Origin of the sequence: Pseudomonas sp. B1-22 (assembly GCF_050474425.1) — a bacterium.
Lineage (GTDB): Bacteria > Pseudomonadota > Gammaproteobacteria > Pseudomonadales > Pseudomonadaceae > Pseudomonas.
In genome coordinates, this window is sequence record NZ_JBCHVH010000001.1 from 771,463 (window position 1) to 790,415 (window position 18,953).

At 64.6% G+C, this 18,953-nt stretch carries 12 protein-coding genes; 6 read left to right on the forward strand and 6 right to left on the reverse strand.

The annotated features are described in order from the left end of the window. Positions 1-260: 260 nt before the first annotated feature. Positions 261-614: a hydroxyisourate hydrolase gene (gene uraH / locus ACQ5BL_RS03655; protein ID WP_152224418.1), complete on the forward strand. Its 354-nt coding sequence runs from the start codon at positions 261-263 to the stop codon at positions 612-614. 162 nt (positions 615-776) lie between these two features. After that, positions 777-2,570: an ATP-binding protein gene (locus ACQ5BL_RS03660; RefSeq protein WP_243804988.1), complete on the forward strand. Its 1,794-nt coding sequence runs from the start codon at positions 777-779 to the stop codon at positions 2,568-2,570. A gap of 98 nt (positions 2,571-2,668) precedes the next feature. Here ACQ5BL_RS03660 and ACQ5BL_RS03665 read toward each other — a convergent pair whose 3' ends face one another. After that, the gene (locus ACQ5BL_RS03665; RefSeq protein ID WP_243804987.1) at positions 2,669-4,015 is read right to left on the reverse strand and encodes an NCS2 family permease; all 1,347 of its coding nucleotides are present in this window, start codon (positions 4,013-4,015) and stop codon (positions 2,669-2,671) included. A 398-nt stretch (positions 4,016-4,413) separates the two neighbouring features. On the opposite strand from ACQ5BL_RS03665, the gene ACQ5BL_RS03670 reads away from it, so the two are divergent. Beyond that, positions 4,414-5,190 carry a GntR family transcriptional regulator gene (locus ACQ5BL_RS03670; protein ID WP_152224415.1) on the forward strand — a complete coding sequence of 259 codons (777 nt, stop codon included), beginning with the start codon at positions 4,414-4,416 and terminating at the stop codon, positions 5,188-5,190. Positions 5,191-5,493: 303 nt separating this feature from the next. Here ACQ5BL_RS03670 and guaD read toward each other — a convergent pair whose 3' ends face one another. From guaD to ACQ5BL_RS03695, 5 genes are all read right to left on the reverse strand, one after another. Next, positions 5,494-6,798, reverse strand: a complete 1,305-nt coding sequence (guaD, locus tag ACQ5BL_RS03675) for a guanine deaminase (RefSeq protein WP_430292782.1) — start codon at positions 6,796-6,798, stop codon at positions 5,494-5,496. Positions 6,799-6,881: 83 nt separating this feature from the next. Then, positions 6,882-7,733 (reverse strand): xanthine dehydrogenase accessory protein XdhC, encoded by an 852-nt coding sequence (xdhC, locus tag ACQ5BL_RS03680; RefSeq protein WP_243804985.1) that lies wholly within the window; start codon positions 7,731-7,733, stop codon positions 6,882-6,884. Between the two features lie 227 nt (positions 7,734-7,960). Then, a complete protein-coding gene (gene xdhB / locus ACQ5BL_RS03685) occupies positions 7,961-10,351 on the reverse strand; it encodes a xanthine dehydrogenase molybdopterin binding subunit (RefSeq protein ID WP_243804984.1) in 2,391 nt (796 codons plus the stop codon). Then, positions 10,344-11,807, reverse strand: coding sequence for a xanthine dehydrogenase small subunit (gene xdhA / locus ACQ5BL_RS03690; protein WP_243804983.1), 1,464 nt, complete (start codon positions 11,805-11,807; stop codon positions 10,344-10,346). Before xdhA ends, xdhB begins: the two co-directional genes overlap by 8 nt. 458 nt (positions 11,808-12,265) lie before the next feature. Next, positions 12,266-13,399: an alkane 1-monooxygenase gene (locus ACQ5BL_RS03695; protein WP_243804982.1), complete on the reverse strand. Its 1,134-nt coding sequence runs from the start codon at positions 13,397-13,399 to the stop codon at positions 12,266-12,268. A gap of 182 nt (positions 13,400-13,581) precedes the next feature. Between ACQ5BL_RS03695 and ACQ5BL_RS03700 the strand changes: the two genes are divergently transcribed. From ACQ5BL_RS03700 to zipA, 3 genes are all read left to right on the forward strand, one after another. Further along, a complete protein-coding gene (locus tag ACQ5BL_RS03700) occupies positions 13,582-14,241 on the forward strand; it encodes a GntR family transcriptional regulator (RefSeq protein WP_207886488.1) in 660 nt (219 codons plus the stop codon). Between the two features lie 18 nt (positions 14,242-14,259). After that, the gene (gene smc, locus ACQ5BL_RS03705) at positions 14,260-17,748 is read left to right on the forward strand and encodes a chromosome segregation protein SMC (protein WP_243804981.1); all 3,489 of its coding nucleotides are present in this window, start codon (positions 14,260-14,262) and stop codon (positions 17,746-17,748) included. A gap of 296 nt (positions 17,749-18,044) precedes the next feature. After that, positions 18,045-18,938, forward strand: coding sequence for a cell division protein ZipA (gene zipA, locus ACQ5BL_RS03710; protein WP_243804980.1), 894 nt, complete (start codon positions 18,045-18,047; stop codon positions 18,936-18,938). Positions 18,939-18,953: the final 15 nt, after the last annotated feature.

Consider the following 18,953-nt stretch of genomic DNA (forward strand, 5'->3'; position numbering starts at 1 on the left):
CGGGGTAACCCCATCTGACCGCGTCTTTCGGTGTCTGCAGCCCGGTCGGCAGGCGTCTGGCGCCCGTGTACAGGGGTTGCCGAGAGAGGGCTTTTGCAAGGATGGATCACTTTTTTGTATACAATTGATTGCGTTGCTGGGTATATTCGATTCCGCGCAAACGCACTTGCCGGCTGTCCGTGCGACAGCCCGCCGAATTCGAATCAACAAGACAGAGGAGGAAGGTGTCCGCCGGCGACGCCGGAGACATCGAGAAGCCCATGGGACGCTTGACCACTCACGTACTGGATTCCGCCCACGGCTGCCCCGGCCATGGCATCAAGATCGAGCTGTACCGCGTCGAAGGCCAGCAGCTGGAGCTGATCGCCACCCGCGTGACCAATGATGACGGCCGTTGCGACGAGCCGCTGCTGCAGGGCGAGGACTTCCGCGCCGGCGTCTACCAGCTGCTGTTCAACGCCGGCGACTACTACCGCGCCCGTGGTGTCGAGCTGCCCAAGCCGGCATTCCTCGACCAGGTCGTGCTGCGTTTCGGCATCGCCTCCGAAGCCGACCATTACCACGTGCCGCTGCTGATTTCCCCCTACAGCTACTCCACTTATCGCGGTAGCTAGTCGTTCGAAAGACCTTCCCGGACTCTTCGTGGAGTCTTCCTCAGCCCGCCCACACTGCGGGCTTTTTTTTGCCCGCCGTTTAGGGAAATGCGTAGGAATCCCGGGCGTACCGAGAGTAATTGGACTAGAAGGAGTGGGGAAAAATCTGTTTCGAGGAGTGGTATGAGCAGGATTCTTATCGTCGATGAGCAACCGGTGACCCGTCATGCGCTGCGGCTGATGATGGAGGCCGACCGGCACGAGGTGGTCGGCGAGGCGGACAACGGCCCCGATGCCTTGCTCCAGGTGCGCCAGTGCAAGCCGGACCTGATGATCCTCGAGCTGTCGATTCCGCGCCTGGGTGGGCTGGAAGTCCTGCAGCGCCTGGTGGCGCAGGAATCGCCGGTGAAGGTGCTGGTACTGACCTCGCAGGACTCCGAATACTTCGCCGGGCGCTGCCTGACTGCCGGCGCGGCTGGCTTCGTCAGCAAGCAGGAAGACCCGCAGGCCGTCCGCGAAGCGGTGCGCGCCATCGCCCAGGGCCACAGCTATTTCCCCAGTCATGCGTTGGGCAGCGTCAGTGCGGCCGAAGAGGCGGGGCATGGCGAGCTGATCAAGGGGCTGTCGGTGCGCGAGTTGAGCGTCCTGCAACTGCTGGCCCGAGGCCTGAGCAACATCGCCATCGCCGACCAGTTGGCGATCAGCGACAAGACGGTGAGCACCTACAAGGTGCGCCTGATGCAGAAGCTGCACGCCAAGTCGCTGGTGGAGCTGATCGACATCGGCCGCCGACATGGCCTGGTTGAGGGGGGCGCGAAGAATGAGGAGGCGCAGGCGCCGGGGTTTGGGGAGGAAGAGCGCGTCGAGTTCGATCTGCTGCGCAGCATGCTGGAGGCGCTGCCGCACCCGATCAGCATGCGTGGCCTGGACGGACGGATCCGTTATTGCAATAAGGCCGCCTACACCATCCCCGGCAAAACCCGGGAGGAAGTGATCGGCAGCACCCTGACTGACATGGGAGTCTTCGCCAGCAGCCATGAAGGCAAGATGCTTGGGGAGCGGTTCCTTGCCGTCATTGGTCGTGGCGAGCCGATCGATAAGGATGTGGAGTTCCAGACGAGCAATGGGCGACGGGTCGTGCACTTCTGGTCGCGGCCCTACCACAGCAGTCAAGGAGAGTTGGTTGGCGCCATCACAGGTGCCGTGGACATCTCCCAGCGCGACGACCTGATTCGCATGCTGCGCAACACGAATGCGCGCGTAGAGTCGATCAGTCGGGGCAAGAGCCAGTTTCTTGCCAGCATGGGCAGTGAACTGCAGGGGCCATTGCAGAATATTATGGCAATGCTCGATCTGGCCCTGAATCAAGGTGACCCGGAGCGTCGGCGCGAGCCTTTGACGGTGGCGCGCACATTGACCGAGAACCTGCTGCACATGCTGGGTGATCTACAGATGCTCAGCCGCGCGGAGTCGGGCCGGCTGCAACTGACTCCGGAAGTCGTCGACCTGCGCGCACTGCTGGAGCAGACGCTGGAGAGTGTGCGTGAGCCAGCCGAGGCCAAGGGCCTGGCGCTGGAGGCCGACTTCGAGCTGGCTTTGCATGATCGCGTCTGGTGCGATCCCCAGCCGCTGCGACTGGCCCTGGGCAACCTGCTGGACAACGCTCTGAAGTTCACCGCACAGGGGCGGATCCTGTTGCGTCTTCAGGCGCGAGGACAGGGGCAGGGCATGGTCGGTGTCCGGATCGACGTGGTCGACACGGGGGTCGGTATTGCATTGGAAGACCAGCCCGGACTGTTCGATCCCTTCACCCAACCGTTGGACGGCCAGCAGATTCGACGGGGTGGGAGCAGTCTGGGGTTGGCGTTGTCGCGCAAGCTGATCTGGGCAATGGGGGGCGAGCTCGATGTCAGCAGCAGCCCGGGCGTTGGCAGCGAATTCAGCATTCAGCTGGAATTGCCTGCCGCCGACGCGTGAGAGGCAGCCAGCGCATTCTTGTCGGTCTCCCAGCAGCCGATGGAAACGAAAGGCCCCGGCGATGCCGGGGCCTTGTTTTTACAGCTTGCGCAGCCTGATCAGAGGAAGATGAACTTGGCCACGAAGATGGCGCACAGCGCATACAGGCTGACGGTCACGTCCTTGTGGCGGCCGGTGAAGACCTTCATCGCCACGTAGGTCACGAAGCCCAGGGCGATACCGTCGGCGACCGAGAAGGTCAGCGGCATCATGATCACGGTGACGATGGCCGGGATGGTCTCGGTGTGCTCGTTCCAGTCGATGTGGGCCATGCCGCCCATCATCAGCATGGCGACGTAGATCAGCGCGCCGGCGGTGGCGTAGGCGGGGATCATGCCGGCCAGCGGGGCGAAGAACATCGCGGCGACGAACAGGATGCCCACCACCACGGCGGTCAGGCCGGTACGGCCGCCGGCGGCGACGCCCGCGGCACTTTCCACGTAGCTGGTCACCGGCGGCACGCCGAGCACCGCGCCGAAGGCGCTGGAGGTGCTGTCGGCCTTCATGGCCTTGGACAGGTTCTCGATGCGGCCGTCCTCACGCACCAGGTGGGCGCGCTGGGCAACGCCCATCAGGGTGCCGGCGGTGTCGAACATGTGCACGAAGAGGAAGGCCAGGATCACGCTGATCATGGTCACGTTGAACGCGCCGGAGATGTCCATCGCCAGGAAGGTCGGTGCCAGGCTCGGCGGCATGGAGAACACACCGCCGAACTGGACGATGCCCAGGGCGATGCCGGCCACGGTGACGGTGAGAATGCTGATCAGGATGCCGCCGAACACGCGGCGGTATTCCAGGACCGCGATCATCAGGAAGCAGATGGCGGCAAGCAGCGGGCCGGGGCTGGTCAGGTCACCCAGGTGGACCAGGGTGGCGGGGCTGGCGACCACGATGCCGGCGGTCTTCAGGCCGATCAGGCCGAGGAACAGGCCGACGCCGGCGCCCATGGCGAAGCGCAGGCTCACCGGAATGCTGTTGAGCAGCCATTCGCGGATGCGCGAGAAGGTCAGGATCATGAAGGCGATGCCGGAGATGAACACCGCGCCCAGCGCGATCTCCCAGCTGTAGTTCATGGTCTTGACCACGGTGTAGGTGAAGAAGGCGTTGAGGCCCATGCCCGGCGCCAGGCCCACCGGCCAGTTGGCATACAGGCCCATCAGGAAGCAACCCAGCGCCGCGGCAAGGCAAGTCGCGACGAAGGCGGCGCCGTGGTCGATACCGGCGTCGGCCATGATGTTGGGGTTGACGAAGATGATGTACGCCATGGTGATGAAGGTCGTGAGGCCCGCGGCGAGTTCGGTCTTCACGGTGGTGCCATGCTGGCTGAGCTTGAACAGACGTTCGAGCAGGCCACTGGCTGGCGGGCTTGATACAAAGGCTTGTTGTTCTTGTTTGGTGCTTTCCACAGCGGTACTCCTCAACGCTCTTGTTGTTGGTCCCTTGCCGTCGGCTGGTTCACCTGCGTCCCTTGCGCTAACGGAAAGAGTTGTGAGGGTGTGATTAGTTGACCCTTGAGTCAGGAAGTCACGCCGCGATTATGCAGTTGTGTACAAAAACTTCAAATAATGTTTAGTGCCTGAGTGAAAGTTTTTTACAAGCAAAGGCTCGGAATGGTCGCAGGACGATGTCGGACGTGTTCGCCGGGCAGCGCGCCATTGGCGTCAATCACGACTCGCTCGGGATGGCTGCACGATAGTGGCCATTTTGTGTACACTGTTGCCCAATACCTGGCCGACGCCAGCTCTTCGCCAGCCCCCTCGGATTTCGCGCCGGTCCTACTCCGGCTGATCAAGGTTCGACACCCATGACCGACCAGTTGCAACAGATCAGGAAGCAGCCGCGCAATGGCAAGAGCCGCAGCGGCACTCAGGACGAGATCGTCTACGCGCACATCTTCGACGCGATCCTTGAGCAGCGCCTCGCACCCGGCACCAAGCTGAGCGAAGAGGCACTCGGCGAAATCTTCGGCGTCAGCCGCACCATCATCCGTCGTGCGCTGTCGCGCCTGGCCCATGAGCAGGTCGTCCTGCTGCGCCCGAACCGTGGCGCGGTGGTGGCCAGCCCGAGCATCGACGAGGCCCGGCAGATTCTCTTCGCCCGCCGCACCGTCGAGCGCGCGATCACCGAACTGGCCGTGGACAACGCCAGCGGCGAAACCCTTGCCGAACTGCGCGACATGGTGAAGCAGGAGCAGTCCAGCTTCGCCCGTGGCGACCGTGGCGCCGGCATCCGCCTCTCCGGCGAGTTCCACCTGAAGCTCGCGGAGATGGCGAAGAATGCGCCGCTGGTGGTCTTCCAGCGCAGCCTGGTGTCGCAGACCTCGCTGATCATCGCCCAATACGAAAGCGGCGGCCGCTCGCACTGCTCGTTCGACGAGCACAACGAGATCCTCGATGCCATCGAGAAGGGCGACAAGGAAAAGGCCGTGACCCTGATGATGCACCACATGGCGCACATCGATGACAAGCTGAACCTGGATGTGGACGGCGCCTCCGGCGACCTGCACGCGGTGTTCTCGCACCTGCTGGCCGGCAAGAAGAAGCCGCGCCGCAGCAAGGCGGATGCCGACTCGGCGGCCTGATCGCCGAAGCAGAAAAAAGCCCCGCAGTTGCGGGGCTTTTTCGTTTTCGCAGGAACAGCTCTTTTGGGTCCCCGCGTTCGCGGGGATGACGCAGAGGGGCGCGAATCTCCCGCGAACGCGGGACAGCGCTTGCGCTGAACGCACTTCAGTGCGGCCCGAAGGGTGAGCGCAGCGAATAGCCCAAAGACAGTTGCTCCTGCAGAAGGGTATTCGCGCGAGATGCGCCGGGGTGAGGCAGAAAGAAAAGCGGCCCCGGCGCCGGGTTGGTCCTGAGCGAGGACCCGGCGCCGGAACCGTAAGGGGTCAACCGCGACGATGCACGTTGCGGCCGTGCGCGAAGGTTTCCTTCACGGTACGGTCGTCGCCGAGGATGACCAGTGCGAAGAGTTTTTCCTCCAGGGTCTTGGCCTGCTGCAGGCGGTAGTCCAGCAGTGGGGTGGCCTTGTAGTCGAGGACCACGAAGTCGGCCTCGTTGCCTTGGGCGAAGCTGCCGACCTTGTCTTCCAGTTCCAGTGCACGGGCGCCGCCGAGGGTGGCCAGGTACAGCGACTTGAACGGGTCGAGCTTGATGCCCTGCAGCTGCATGACCTTGTAGGCCTCGTTCAGCGATTGCAGCTGAGAGAAGCTGGTGCCGGCGCCGACGTCGGTGCCCAGGCCAACCTTGACCTTGTGCTTTTCCAGCTTGGCCAGGTCGAACAGGCCGCTACCGAGGAACAGGTTGGAGGTCGGGCAGAAGGCCACGGCCGAACCGGTTTCCGAGAGGCGCTGGCACTCGCCGTCGCACAGGTGCACGCCGTGGGCGAACACCGAGCGCGGGCCGAGCAGGCCGTGGTGGTCGTAGACGTCCAGGTAGCCCTTGCGCTCCGGGAACAGTTCCTTGACCCACTCGATTTCCTTGAGGTTTTCCGACAGGTGAGTGTGCATGTACACGCCCGGGTGCTCCTTGAGCAGGCGACCGGCGGCGTCCAGTTGTTCCGGGGTACTGGTGGGAGCGAAACGCGGGGTCACCGCGTAGAGCAGGCGGCCCTTGCCATGCCAGCGTTCGATCAGCGCCTTGCTCTCGGCGTAGCTGCTCTCGGCGGTGTCGGTCAGGTAGTCCGGCGCGTTGCGGTCCATCATCACCTTGCCGGCGATCAGGCGCAGGTCGAGCTTCTCGGCTGCGCCGAACAGCGCGTCCACCGACTGCGGGTGCACGGTGCCGAACACCAGGGCGGTGGTGGTGCCGGCGCGCAGCAGTTCCTTGAGGAAGATGCCGGCGACGTCGGCGGCATGGGCCGGGTCGGCGAACTGCTTCTCGGTGGGGAAGGTGTAGGTGTTCAGCCAGTCCAGCAGCTGCTCGCCGTAGGAGGCGATCATGCCGGTCTGCGGGTAGTGGATGTGGGTGTCGATGAAGCCGGGGGTGATCAGCGCGTCGCGGTACTCCACCACGTCGACGCCGCCCAGTTGCGGCAGCAGTTCGGGCGCGTGGCCGAGGCGGACGACCTTGCCGTCTTCCACCAGCAGGATGCCGTCCTCGAAGTACTGGTAGGACTTCTCCACACCGACTTCGGCCGGGTCGGCGACGCTGTGCAGGATGCTGGCGCGGTAGGCTTTGGCTTGAGTGCTCATCGATCTCTCTTCAGTCGTGTTTCGGGGCCGGGGCGCGCGCAGGCGCCGGGGCTGGATGGGCATGCGCCCATGCTACGGAAATTTCAGGCGCCGCTTTCGGCGGTGCGCGCGCGGCGGCTCGTGGGTAACAGTTTGGCCACGGTGTTCTCGCCCTTGGCGGTCTCCTGACCGAAGGTGGCGTTGTAGGTGGCGATGACTTCGCCGGCGATGGACACGGCAATCTCCACCGGCAGCTTGCCCTTCACTTCGCTGATGCCCATGGGGCAGCGCATGCGCTGCACGGTGTCGGCGGCGAAACCGCGGTCGCGCAGGCGGTGTTCGAACTTCGCGCGCTTGGTGTCCGAGCCGATCAGGCCGAAGTAAGTGAAGTCGTTGCGCTCGAGGATCTTCGCGGTCAGTTCCAGGTCCAGCGCGTGGTTGTGGGTCATGACGATGAAGTAGCTGCCGGCGGGCATTTCGTCGATTTCGTCGATCACGTCCTCGTTGATCACGCGGGTCACGCCGTCGGGGATGTAGCCGGGGAATTCGGCCTCCCGCGAGTCGATCCAGCGCACCTTGCACGGCAGGCTGGCGAGCAGCGGCACCAGGGCGCGGCCGACGTGGCCGGCACCGAACACGGCGATGTGCGCCTGGGGCTGGCCCATGGGTTCGAACAGCAGCACGGTGGCGCCGCCGCAGCACTGACCGAGGCTGGCGCCAAGGCTGAAGCGCTCGAGCTTCGGTTCGCGCTCGCGGTTCTGCAGCATCTCGCGGGCGATGGCCATGGCCTTGAATTCGAGGTGGCCGCCGCCGATGGTGTCGTAGGCCCTGTCGGCGCTGACCACCATCTTCGAGCCGGCGTTGCGCGGGGTCGAGCCGCGCTCTTCGATGATGGTCACCAGCACGCTGGCTTCGGCGCGCTGTTGCAGGTCGGCGAGGGCACTGATCCAGTTCATCGTTGCGAACCTCAAGGGTGGGCTTCTCGTAGGAGCGGACTCTGTCCGCGATGGCATCCGGCGCGATGCGGACCTATCGCGGACGGAGTCCGCTCCTACGGTTGTCTGTCATTTCGTGGGGCGCATTCGGCGTTCCACGGTTCTTGAAAGGGTGGGGCGCCGCTGGCCCGGGGGAGGACGGGATTGGGGACGTCTTCCCGTGCCAGCGGCTCCCCATGGTCACTGCATCACGCCGGCTCGACCTGAGCCTGCGCCTTGTCCGCCTGGGCCAGCTTCAGCTTGCGCATCTGCTCCACGCCCCAGAGTACGCGCTCGGGGGTGGCCGGGGCGTCGATCTGCGGTTGGGCGCAGTAGTCGGCCAGGCTGGCCACGGCGTCCTTGATCGCGCAGAACACCGAAATGCCCAGCATGAACGGCGGCTCGCCGACGGCCTTGGAGTGGAACACCGTCTGCTCCGGGTTCTTGCGGTTTTCCACCAGCTTCACCCGCAGGTCGATCGGCATGTCGGCAACCGCCGGAATCTTGTAGCTCGCCGGGCCATTGGTCATCAGCTTGCCCTTGGCGTTCCAGACCAGCTCTTCCATGGTCAGCCAGCCCATGCCCTGGACGAAGCCGCCTTCCACCTGGCCGATGTCGATGGCCGGGTTCAGCGAGGCGCCGACGTCATGGAGGATGTCGCTGCGCAGCATCTTGTACTCGCCGGTGAGGGTGTCGACGATCACCTCCGAGCAGGACACGCCATAGGCGAAGTAGTAGAACGGCCGGCCACGCGCCTGGCTGCGGTCGTAGTAGATCTTCGGCGTGCGGTAGAAGCCGGTGGAGGAGAGCGACACCTGGCCGAAGTAGGCCTGCTGCACCAGTTCCTCGAAGGGCACGATCAGATCGCGCACGCGCACCTGGTTGTTGCGGAACTCGATGTCTTCCTCGGTCACTTTCCAGTGCTTGGCGGCGAACTCCACCAGGCGCTGCTTGAGGGTTTCGGCGGCGTTCTGCGCGGCCTTGCCGTTCAGGTCGGCACCGGAAGAGGCTGCGGTCGGCGAGGTGTTGGGCACCTTGTCGGTGTTGGTCGCGGTGATCTGCACGCGGTCGATGTCGACCTGGAAGACCTCGGCGACCACCTGGGCGACCTTGGTGTTCAGGCCCTGGCCCATCTCGGTGCCGCCATGGTTCAGGTGGATGCTGCCGTCGGTGTAGATGTGGATCAGCGCGCCGGCCTGGTTGAGGAAGGTGGCGGTGAAGCTGATGCCGAACTTCACCGGGGTCAGCGCCAGGCCTTTCTTCAGCACCGGACTGCTGGCGTTGAACTCGCGGATCTCGGCGCGGCGCTTGGCGTACTCGGCGCTGGCCTCCAGCTCCTCGGTCATTTCCTGCAGCAGGTTGTGTTCCACCTGCTGGTAGTAGTGGGTGACGTTGCGCTCGTCCTTGCCGTAGTAGTTGCGCTTGCGCACCTCCAGCGGGTCCTTGCCGAGGTGGCGCGCGACCGCATCCATGATCTCCTCGATGGCGACCATGCCCTGCGGGCCGCCGAAGCCGCGGTAGGCGGTGTTCGACGCGGTGTTGGTCTTGCAGCGGTGACCGTTCACCGTGGCGTTGCCGAGGAAGTAGGCGTTGTCCGAGTGGAACATCGCGCGGTCGACGATGGAGCCGGAGAGGTCCGGCGAGTACCCGCAGTTGCCGGCCAGGTCGATGTTGATGCCATGCAGCAGGCCGTCGTCGTCGAAGCCCACGTCGTATTCGACATAGAAGGGGTGGCGCTTGCCGGTCATCTGCATGTCTTCGACGCGCGGCAGGCGCATCTTCGCCGGGCGGCCGGTGAGGCGCGCGATTACTGCGCACAGGCATGCCGGAGCGGCCGCCTGGGTTTCCTTGCCGCCGAAGCCGCCGCCCATGCGGCGCATGTCGATGACCACCTTGTTGAAGGAGATGCCCAGCACTTCGGCCACCAGCTTCTGCACTTCGGTGGGGTTCTGCGTCGAGGTGTAGACGATCACGCCGCCGTCTTCGGTGGGCATCACCGAGGAGATCTGCGTCTCCAGGTAGAAGTGCTCCTGGCCACCGATGTGCAGGGTGCCCTGGATGCGGTTCGGCGCGGTGGCGAGCTTGCCTGCGGAGTCGCCGATCTTGTGCTGGTGGCTGTCGAGCACGAAGTGCTTCTTGCGCAGCGCTTCGACCACGTCGAGCACCGGCTCCAGGTCTTCGTATTCGATGATCGCGGCCATGGCCGCCTTGCGGGCGGTTTCCAGGCTGTCGGCGGCTACTGCGATGACCATCTGGCCGACGTACTCGACTTTGCCGTCCGCCAGCAGCGGGTCACCGGCGACCACCGGGCCGATGTCCAGCTGGCCGGGTACGTCGTCCTTGGTGATAGCGATTGCCACGCCGGGGAACTGGTAGCAGGGGCTCACGTCCAGCTTGGTGATGCGCGCATGGGCGCGGTCGCTCATGCGGGCATAGACGTGCAGCTGGTTGGGGAACTCGAGGCGGTCGTCGATGTAGATCGCCTCGCCGCTGACGTGCTTGGGCGCGCTCTCGTGCTTGACGCTGCGGCCCACGCCAGTGGTCAGGTCGGCGCGGAACAGTTCGGCGAGTTCTTCCTGGCTCTTCTGAGGCTTATGCATAGTGGGTCACCCGGGTTACGGCCTGAGGGGCTTCCAGTTCCAGGAAGCACTTGCGCAGCAGGTTCTGTGCGGTGAGCAGGCGGTATTCCTTGCTCGCACGGAAGTCGGTGAGCGGGGTGAAGTCCTCGCTCAGTGCTTGCGCGGCACGCTCGAAGGTGGCGCTGTTGAAGGGCTGGCCCAGCAGCGCGGCTTCGCAGGCGGTGGCGCGTTTCGGGATGGCGGCCATACCGCCGAAACCGGTGCGCACGGCGGAGATCCGGCCGTCTTCCACGGTGAGCTGAAACGCGGCGCAGACAGCGGAAATGTCGTCGTCCAGGCGCTTGGAGACCTTGTAGGCGCGGAACGCCTGGTTGGCCTGCGGACGCGGGATGATCACCTGCTCGATGAACTCGCCCTCCTGGCGCGCGGTGACCTTGTAGTCGATGAAGTATTCATCGATCGGCAGCTCGCGGCGTTCGCTGCCCTTGCGCAGCACCAGGCGTGCACCGAGGGCGATCAGCAGCGGCGGCGAGTCGCCGATGGGGGAGGCGTTGCCGATGTTGCCGCCCAGGGTGCCCTGGTTGCGGATCTGCAGCGAGGCGAAGCGGTGCAGCAGCTCGCCGAAGTCCGGGTAATCGCGGGACAGGGCTTCGTAGCAGTCGGTCAGCGGAGTCGCGGCGCCGATCTCGATGCGGTCGTCGAAGACTTCGACGCGCTTCATTTCCTCGACATGGCCGACGTAGATCATCACCGGCAGTTCGCGGTGGAACTGGGTGACTTCCAGGGCCAGGTCGGTGCCGCCGGCCAGCAGGCGGGCCTGCGGGTTGGCGGTATAGATGTCGGCCAGGTCGGCGATGGTCAGCGGCAGCAGGCAGCGCTTGTCGCCGCTGTTGAGCTCGGCGGTTTCGCGCGGGGCGATGGCCTTGAGCTGGGCGATGATTTCCGGTTGGGCGGCGTCGAACTGGTCCGGCTGTTTCTGGCAGCAGGACTGCTCGGCGGCCTCCAGGATCGGGCGATAGCCGGTGCAGCGGCAGAGGTTGCCGGCCAGCGCTTCGTGGGCTTCGGCCTTGCGATCTTCGGCAGTCTCGCCTGCGCTGTTCTTCTGCAGGGCGAAGAGCGACATGACGAAGCCGGGGGTGCAGAAGCCGCACTGCGAACCGTGGCAGTCGACCATGGCCTGCTGCACGCCGTGCAGTTCGCCACGGTGCTTGAGGTCATCGACGCTGATCAGCTGCTTGCCGTGCAGCGAGGAGACGAAGGTCAGGCAGGAGTTGAGGGTGCGGTAGCGGATGCGCTCGGCGCCTTCTTCGCCGACCAGTTCGCCGACGACCACGGTGCAGGCGCCGCAGTCACCGGAGGCGCAGCCCTCCTTGGTGCCGGTCTTGCCCAGGGTCTGGCGCAGGTAGTTGAGCACGGTGAGGTTGGGGTCGAGGCGGTCTTCGACGCGCAGCTCGCGGTTGAGCAGGAACCTGATCAAGGCTGGCCTCCAGGCGGGTTCTTGTTTTTGGTAGGGCACTGGATGATGAATTTATGAAAAGCTGACTTTTGAGTCAATAAAAATTCTGTCCAAGTGGTCAGAAAGTTTCTCTGTGGGTGATGAGTGGAGCTTTTGTAGGAGCGAGCTTGCTCGCGAACAGGAGCGTAGGGCGCATAACGCGCCAGCGTTATCCGCCGCGTGGCCGCTGGCGGATAACCCGTTCCGGGTTATGCGCCCTACGTCCGACAACTGCACGCTTTTGTAGGAGCGAGCTTGCTCGCGAACAGCGGTGATTGCCAGTGACTGATCAAGGGTGTAACGCACTCTTTGGGATGGAGCTGAGGGGAAGAAGAGCTTCGCGAGCAAGCTCGCTCCTACCAAGAGCCAAAAGCAAAGCCAGAAGCAAAAAAGGCGGCAAGCCGGGGTAGGGCTTGCCGCCAAGGTGTGGAACGCTTTGGTCAGGCTTGCTGGGTGGCGCTCAGCTGGTATTCCTCGCCGGCATAGTAGGCACGCACCCGTGGGTTCATCACCGCGCGCCAGAGCGGCGGGAACAGCGCGAGGACGATCATCCCGGCATAGCCGTTGGGCAATTGCGGGCTTTCCTCGAAGTGCCGCAGCACCTGGTAGCGGCGCTTGGCGTTGGCGTGGTGATCGGAGTGCCGTTGCAGGTGGAAGAGGAACAGGTTGGTCAGCAGGAAGTTGCTGTTCCAGGAATGCTCGTGGGTGGTCCGCTCGTAGCGCCCGGTTTCCAGGCGACGGCGGTGCAGGCCGTAATGTTCAACGTAGTTGACGATCTCCAGCAGGGTGAAGGCCATCACCGACTGACCGATGAAGTAGAGCGCGCCAATCCAGCCGAAGGCGATGCTGAAGCCGACCAGGAACAGCGCGCTGAGTGCGTACCACCCGATCAACTCGTTGCGCCAGTGCAGCGCGGGCAGGCCCTTGCGCTTGAGGCGCTCGCTCTCCAGCTTCCAGGCGTTGAGGAAGTTGTGCTTGTAGGCGTGGGGCAGGAAGGCATACAGGCTCTGGCCATAGCGCGAGGACGAGGCGTCTTCCGGGGTTGAGACGTGTACGTGGTGCCCGCGCACATGTTCGACCTTGAACCCCGCGTAGCACACCGCCGCCAGCAGCAGGCCGCCGGCGTTCTGCTCCAGTTGCGGGTCCTTGTGGATCAGCTCGTGGGACACGGTGATGCCGATGGCGCCCATCACCGTGCCCACCGAAAGAATCCAGCCGAGCTGGCCGACCCAGTTCCAGGCGTCATAAGTGGCCAGCACCCAGCCGCCATAGACCAGCATGCCCAGCAGCAGCGGCACGGTCAGCAGGCTGAGGAGGCGGTAGTAGCCCTCGCGCTCCATGGGCGGCACTTCGTCGACTTCGTCCGGGTTGGCCGGGTCGCGGCCGACCACGAAGTCCAGCAGCGGGATCACCCCGAACACCACGGTGATCACCAGCCAGGCCCAGGCATTGGGGTAGTTGCTGCCGTACGACCACCAGTAACTGAGCGGAATGCCGAACACCGGCACCAGCCAGATCCAGTAACCGGCCTTTTTCAGGCGCAGCATCCAGGCAGGGGAAAGGAAGGCGAACATGGGCGACTCCCGAAACGTCTTTATGTAGGATTGTCAGACAATCCTGCGCCCGTTCTTCCCGTTGGATGCACCAACCTTCGTTCTGTCGTCGACCCGCCGGAGGGGATGGTGCGGTAACACCCTGTGTTACACTGCACGGCCGCAGCACCCCATCGAAAGCGCCTCGATTCTTAAGGACAACCATGACGTTCAAGGCCCCGGACAGCCTGGCTGAGCAGATCGCGCACCACCTTGCCGAACGCATCATCCGGGGCGAACTCAAGGAGCGCGAGCGCATTCAGGAGCAGAAGGTCACCCAGACCCTCAACGTCAGTCGCGGTTCGGTCCGCGAGGCGTTGCTCATCCTCGAGCGCCGCCACCTGGTGGTGATCCTGCCGCGCCGAGGTGCGCAGGTCTCCGAACTCTCCGCGGCGCACGTCGAGAGCCTGTACTCGCTGGTCACCGAGCTGTACATCATGCTCGCCAGCAGCGTGGCCCGGCGCTGGCGCGAAGAGGGCGACCTGCAGCCGTTCCTGGCGATCCAGCAGCGCCTGCTCGACAACCTCGAACGCGGCGACATCAACGCCTTCGTCGAATCCAGTTTCGACATCATGCGTGCCGCCTTCCCGTTCGCCGCCAATCCCTACCTGCAGGAAACCGTGGACAACCTCCTGCCGGCCATCAGCCGCACCTATCATCTGGCCCTGGAACGCCGCAAAGGCGAAATGAGCCAGTTCATCGGCAGCTTCGAGCAATTGCTTCGCGCCGTGGTCGGACGTGACGAGGCGGCGATCCGCGAGGTGCTGCTCGACTACAGTCGGCGCAACAGCCAACTGGTCCTGGCCGCGCTGGCCGAACGTTAAGCATCCGGGGGAGGGCGCATGCGGCTCAAGTGCATCAAGCTGGCGGGCTTCAAGTCCTTCGTCGATCCGACGACGGTCAGTTTCCCGAGCAACATGGCGGCGGTGGTCGGCCCCAACGGTTGCGGAAAATCCAACATCATCGACGCCGTTCGCTGGGTGATGGGCGAGAGTTCGGCGAAGAACCTCCGTGGCGAGTCGATGACTGACGTCATCTTCAACGGCTCCAACACGCGCAAGCCGGTGACCCAGGCGTCCATCGAACTGGTGTTCGACAACTCCGACCAGACCCTGCTGGGCGAATACGCCAGCTACACCGAGATTTCCATCCGCCGCCGCGTTACCCGCGACGGCCAGAACACCTACTTCCTCAACGGCACCAAGTGCCGGCGCCGGGATATCACCGACATCTTCCTCGGCACCGGCCTGGGGCCGCGCAGCTACTCGATCATCGAACAGGGCATGATCTCCAAGCTGATCGAGGCCAAGCCCGAGGACCTGCGCAACTTCATCGAGGAAGCCGCCGGCATCTCCAAGTACAAGGAGCGTCGCCGCGAGACCGAGAACCGCATCCGTCGCACCCAGGAAAACCTCGCGCGCCTGACCGACCTGCGCGAAGAACTGGAGCGCCAGCTGGAACGCCTGCACCGCCAGGCCCAGTCGGCGGAGAAGTACCAGGAGTTCAAGGCCGAGGAGCGCACCCTCAAGGCCCAGCTCGGCGCCCTGCGCTGGCGCGACCTGAACGAGCAGACCGGGCAGAAGGAAAAGGTGATCGGCGACCAGGAAGTGGCCTTCGAGGCCCTTGTCGCCGAGCAGCGCAGCGCCGACGCCAGCATCGAGCGCCTGCGCGACGGCCACCACGAGCTGTCGGAAACCTTCAACCAGGTGCAGGGCCGCTTCTATTCCGTGGGCGGCGACATCGCCCGCGTCGAGCAGAGCATCCAGCACGGCCAGCAGCGCCTGCGCCAGTTGCAGGACGACCTGCGCGAGGCGGAGAAGTCCCGCCAGGAAACCGAATCCCACCTGGGCCACGACCGTACCCTGTTGGCCACCTTGGCCGAAGAGCTGGAGCAGCTGGCCCCGGAACAGGAAATCAGCGCCGCCGCTGCCGAGGAGGCCACCGTCGGCCTGGAAGAGGCCGAGCAGCGCATGCAGGACTGGCAGCAGCGCTGGGACGCCTTCAACCAGCAGAGCGCCGAGCCGCGCCGCGAGGCGGAAGTCCAGCAGTCGCGCATCCAGCACCTGGAGCTGAGCCTGGAGCGCCAGGGCGAGCGCCAGCGCCGCCTGAACGACGAGCGCGCGCAACTGGCCGCCGACCCGGAAGATGCCGCGATCCTCGAACTGAGCGAGCAGGTCGCCGCCATCGAACTGCTGCTGGAAGAATCACAGATCGAAGAGCAGGAACTGGCCGAGCGCCTGGAGCGCGTACGCCAGTCCCTGCAGGAAAGCACTGCCGCGCAGCACCAGGCGCAGGGCGAGTTGCAGCGCCTGAACGGCCGCATCGCCTCGCTGGAAGCGTTACAGCAGGCCGCACTCGATCCGGGCGACGGCACCGCGCAGTGGCTGCGCCAGCAGGGGCTGGAGCAGCGCCCACGCCTCGCCGAGGGCCTGCGCGTGCAACCGGGCTGGGAGCTGGCGGTGGAAACCGTGCTCGGCGCCGACCTGCACGGCGTACTGCTGGACGATGTGAAGGGTCTGCCGTTCGACGCGCTGGAAAAGGGCGAGCTGCGCTTGCTCGATCTGGCCGCCGGCGCCGTTTCCCGTCCCGGCAGCTTGCTGGACAAGGTCGAGACGAATGTCGACCTGAGCTACTGGCTGGGCCGCGTGCGCCCGGTGGAAACCCTCGACCAGGCACTGGCCCAGCGCGCTTCGCTGGGTGACGGCGAAAGCCTGATCAGCCGCGACGGCTACTGGGTCGGCCGCAACTTCCTGCGCGTGCGTCGGGGCGAATCCGCCGATGGCGGTGTGCTGGCGCGCGGCCAGGAGCTGGAGCGCCTCTATATCGAGCGCGAGACGCTGGAGCAGCGCCTGGCTGAAATCGACGAGCTACTGGTACGCCTGCGCGACGAGCAGCGCCAGGCCGAAGAAGGCCGCGACACAGTGCGCCGCCGTTTGCAGGACGAAGGCCGCCGCCAGGGCGAATTGAAGGCTCAATTGTCAGCGCAGCAGGCCAAGGTCGAGCAGTTGACCCTGCGCCGCCGCCGTCTGGACGAGGAGCTGGCGGAACTGGCCGAGCAGCACGCCATCGAGCAGGAACAACTGGGCGAAGCCCGCCTGAGCCTGCAGGAAGCGCTGGACGCCATGGCGGTGGACACCGAGCGCCGCGAATCGCTGCTGGCCGAGCGCGACGGCATGCGCGAGAAGCTCGACCGCATCCGCCAGGAATCCCGCCAGCACAAGGACCATGCTCACCAGTTGGCCGTGCGCGTCGGCTCCCTGCGCGCCCAGCACGAATCCACCCGCCAGGCGCTGGAGCGCCTGGACAGCCAGGCCGTGCGCCTGGTCGAGCGCTGCGAGCAGCTCAACCTCAACCTGGAGGAGGGCGCCGCGCCGCTGGAAGAGCTGCGCATGCGCCTGGAAGAGCTGCTCGACCGGCGCATGGCGGTGGAAGATGAACTCAAGCACGCGCGCCTGGCCCTGGAAGATGCCGACCGCCAGCTGCGCGATGCCGAGAAGCGCCGCACCCAGGCCGAACAGCAGTCGCAACTGCTGCGTGGCCAGCTGGAGCAGCAGCGCATGGAGTGGCAGGCCCTGAGCGTGCGGCGCAAGGCGTTGCAGGAGCAGCTCCACGAGGACGGATACGACCTGCATGGCGTGCTGGCGACCCTGCCGCACGATGCCGCCGAGAAAATCTGGGAAACCCGCCTGGAAGAACTGGCCGCGCGCATCGGCCGGCTGGGCCCGATCAACCTGGCGGCCATCGAGGAATACCAGCAGCAATCCGAGCGTAAACGCTACCTGGACGACCAGAACGACGACCTGGTGGAAGCGCTGGAAACCCTGGAAAACGTGATCCGCAAGATCGACAAGGAAACCCGCAACCGCTTCAAGGAAACCTTCGACCAGATCAATGCTGGCCTTCAGGCATTGTTCCCCAAGGTTTTCGGCGGCGGCCACGCTTATCTGGAACTTACCGGCGAGGATCTACTCGATACCGGGGTGGCGATCATGGCGAGGCCGCCGGGCAAGAAGAACAGCACCATCCATCTGCTGTCCGGTGGCGAGAAGGCCCTGACCGCTCTGGCGCTGGTATTTGCGATCTTCCAGCTGAACCCGGCACCGTTCTGCATGCTCGACGAAGTCGATGCGCCGCTGGACGATGCCAACGTCGGCCGTTATGCGCGGCTGGTGAAGGAGATGTCGGAGAAAGTGCAGTTCATCTATATCACTCACAACAAGATCGCCATGGAGATGGCCGATCAACTGATGGGTGTGACGATGCACGAGCCGGGATGTTCGCGACTGGTGGCGGTGGATGTCGAGGAAGCGGTGGCATTGGCCGAAGCCTGATTTGGATACAACTTGCAGGGTGCTTTTGGAAGACTAGGCTAGGCTTGTAAGGCATTGATTATATTGAGGTAGCCATCGCGCCACGGACGAACTCGCGATAGGCTGTGAAAAGTTGCAAAGACCAGGCGGAGTGTCGCCACAAGCAGTGTAAAGTTGCGTGCGAGCGTGTTAGCTTAACGCCCACTTTTGTATCGCGTGGAAAACATCAGTCAGAACATGAAGTTGGCTCCACGTTTTCAAGGGATAGGATGTCCTTTTCTTCATCATCATTTTTTGTTCAGGGGCTACGGGATTAGATGGATATCGGTCTGCGCGAATGGCTGATCGTCATTGGGCTTATCGTGATCGCCGGCATTCTGTTCGACGGCTGGCGTCGTATGCGGGGTGGCAAGGGCAAGTTGCGCTTCAAACTGGATCGCCACTTCGCCAACCAGCCTGACGATGGGGATGACAGCAACCCTGAACTGCTCGGGCCGTCCCGCGTAGTCGAGCACCGCGAGCCGGCGCTCGACGAGGAAGACCTGCCCAAGGTCAGCGCCAAGGAGTCGCGCGGCAAGCGCCGTGGCGAACCGCGCCAGGGCGACCTGAACCTGGACGACCCGGCGCCGAACCTGCTCGGCCCGCTGGACGAGGAAGACTTCCCCAACCCGCTGGACGAAGCCCCGCTGGAGAAGGAAAAGCCGAAGAAGGAGCGCAAGAAGGACAAGGAGCGCGCCGCTGCCCCGTCCGCCGCTGCTTCCGCGCCCCTGGCTCCGGTCGAGGAAGTGCTGATCATCAACGTCATCAGCCGCGACGAGAGCGGCTTCAAGGGCCCGGCGCTGCTGCAGAACATTCTGGAAAGCGGCCTGCGCTACGGCGAAATGGACATCTTCCACCGCCACGAGAGCATGGCCGGCAACGGCGAAGTGCTGTTCTCCATGGCCAATGCGGTCAAGCCGGGTACCTTCGATCTGGACAACATCGACCAGTTCAGCACCCGCGCCGTGAGCTTCTTCCTCGGCCTGCCGGGCCCGCGCCATCCCAAGCAGGCGTTCGACGTGATGATCGCCGCCGCCCGCAAGCTGGCCCAGGAACTCAACGGCGAGCTGAAGGACGAGCAGCGCAGCGTGATGACCGCGCAGACCATCGAGCACTACCGCCAGCGCATCATCGATTTTGAACGGCGCGCCCTGACCCAGCAGAAGCGCTAAGCTTCCCGCAAGCTG

Coding starts and splice junctions, on each gene's coding strand:
- smc (WP_243804981.1), top strand. CDS start 14,260: ATGCGGCTCAAGTGCATCAAGCTGGCGGGCTTCAAGTCCTTCGTCGAT.
- ACQ5BL_RS03695 (WP_243804982.1), bottom strand. CDS start 13,399: ATGTTCGCCTTCCTTTCCCCTGCCTGGATGCTGCGCCTGAAAAAGGCC.
- xdhB (WP_243804984.1), bottom strand. CDS start 10,351: ATGCATAAGCCTCAGAAGAGCCAGGAAGAACTCGCCGAACTGTTCCGC.
- guaD (WP_430292782.1), bottom strand. CDS start 6,798: ATGAGCACTCAAGCCAAAGCCTACCGCGCCAGCATCCTGCACAGCGTC.
- ACQ5BL_RS03660 (WP_243804988.1), top strand. CDS start 777: ATGAGCAGGATTCTTATCGTCGATGAGCAACCGGTGACCCGTCATGCG.
- uraH (WP_152224418.1), top strand. CDS start 261: ATGGGACGCTTGACCACTCACGTACTGGATTCCGCCCACGGCTGCCCC.
- ACQ5BL_RS03700 (WP_207886488.1), top strand. CDS start 13,582: ATGACGTTCAAGGCCCCGGACAGCCTGGCTGAGCAGATCGCGCACCAC.
- zipA (WP_243804980.1), top strand. CDS start 18,045: ATGGATATCGGTCTGCGCGAATGGCTGATCGTCATTGGGCTTATCGTG.
- ACQ5BL_RS03670 (WP_152224415.1), top strand. CDS start 4,414: ATGACCGACCAGTTGCAACAGATCAGGAAGCAGCCGCGCAATGGCAAG.
- xdhC (WP_243804985.1), bottom strand. CDS start 7,733: ATGAACTGGATCAGTGCCCTCGCCGACCTGCAACAGCGCGCCGAAGCC.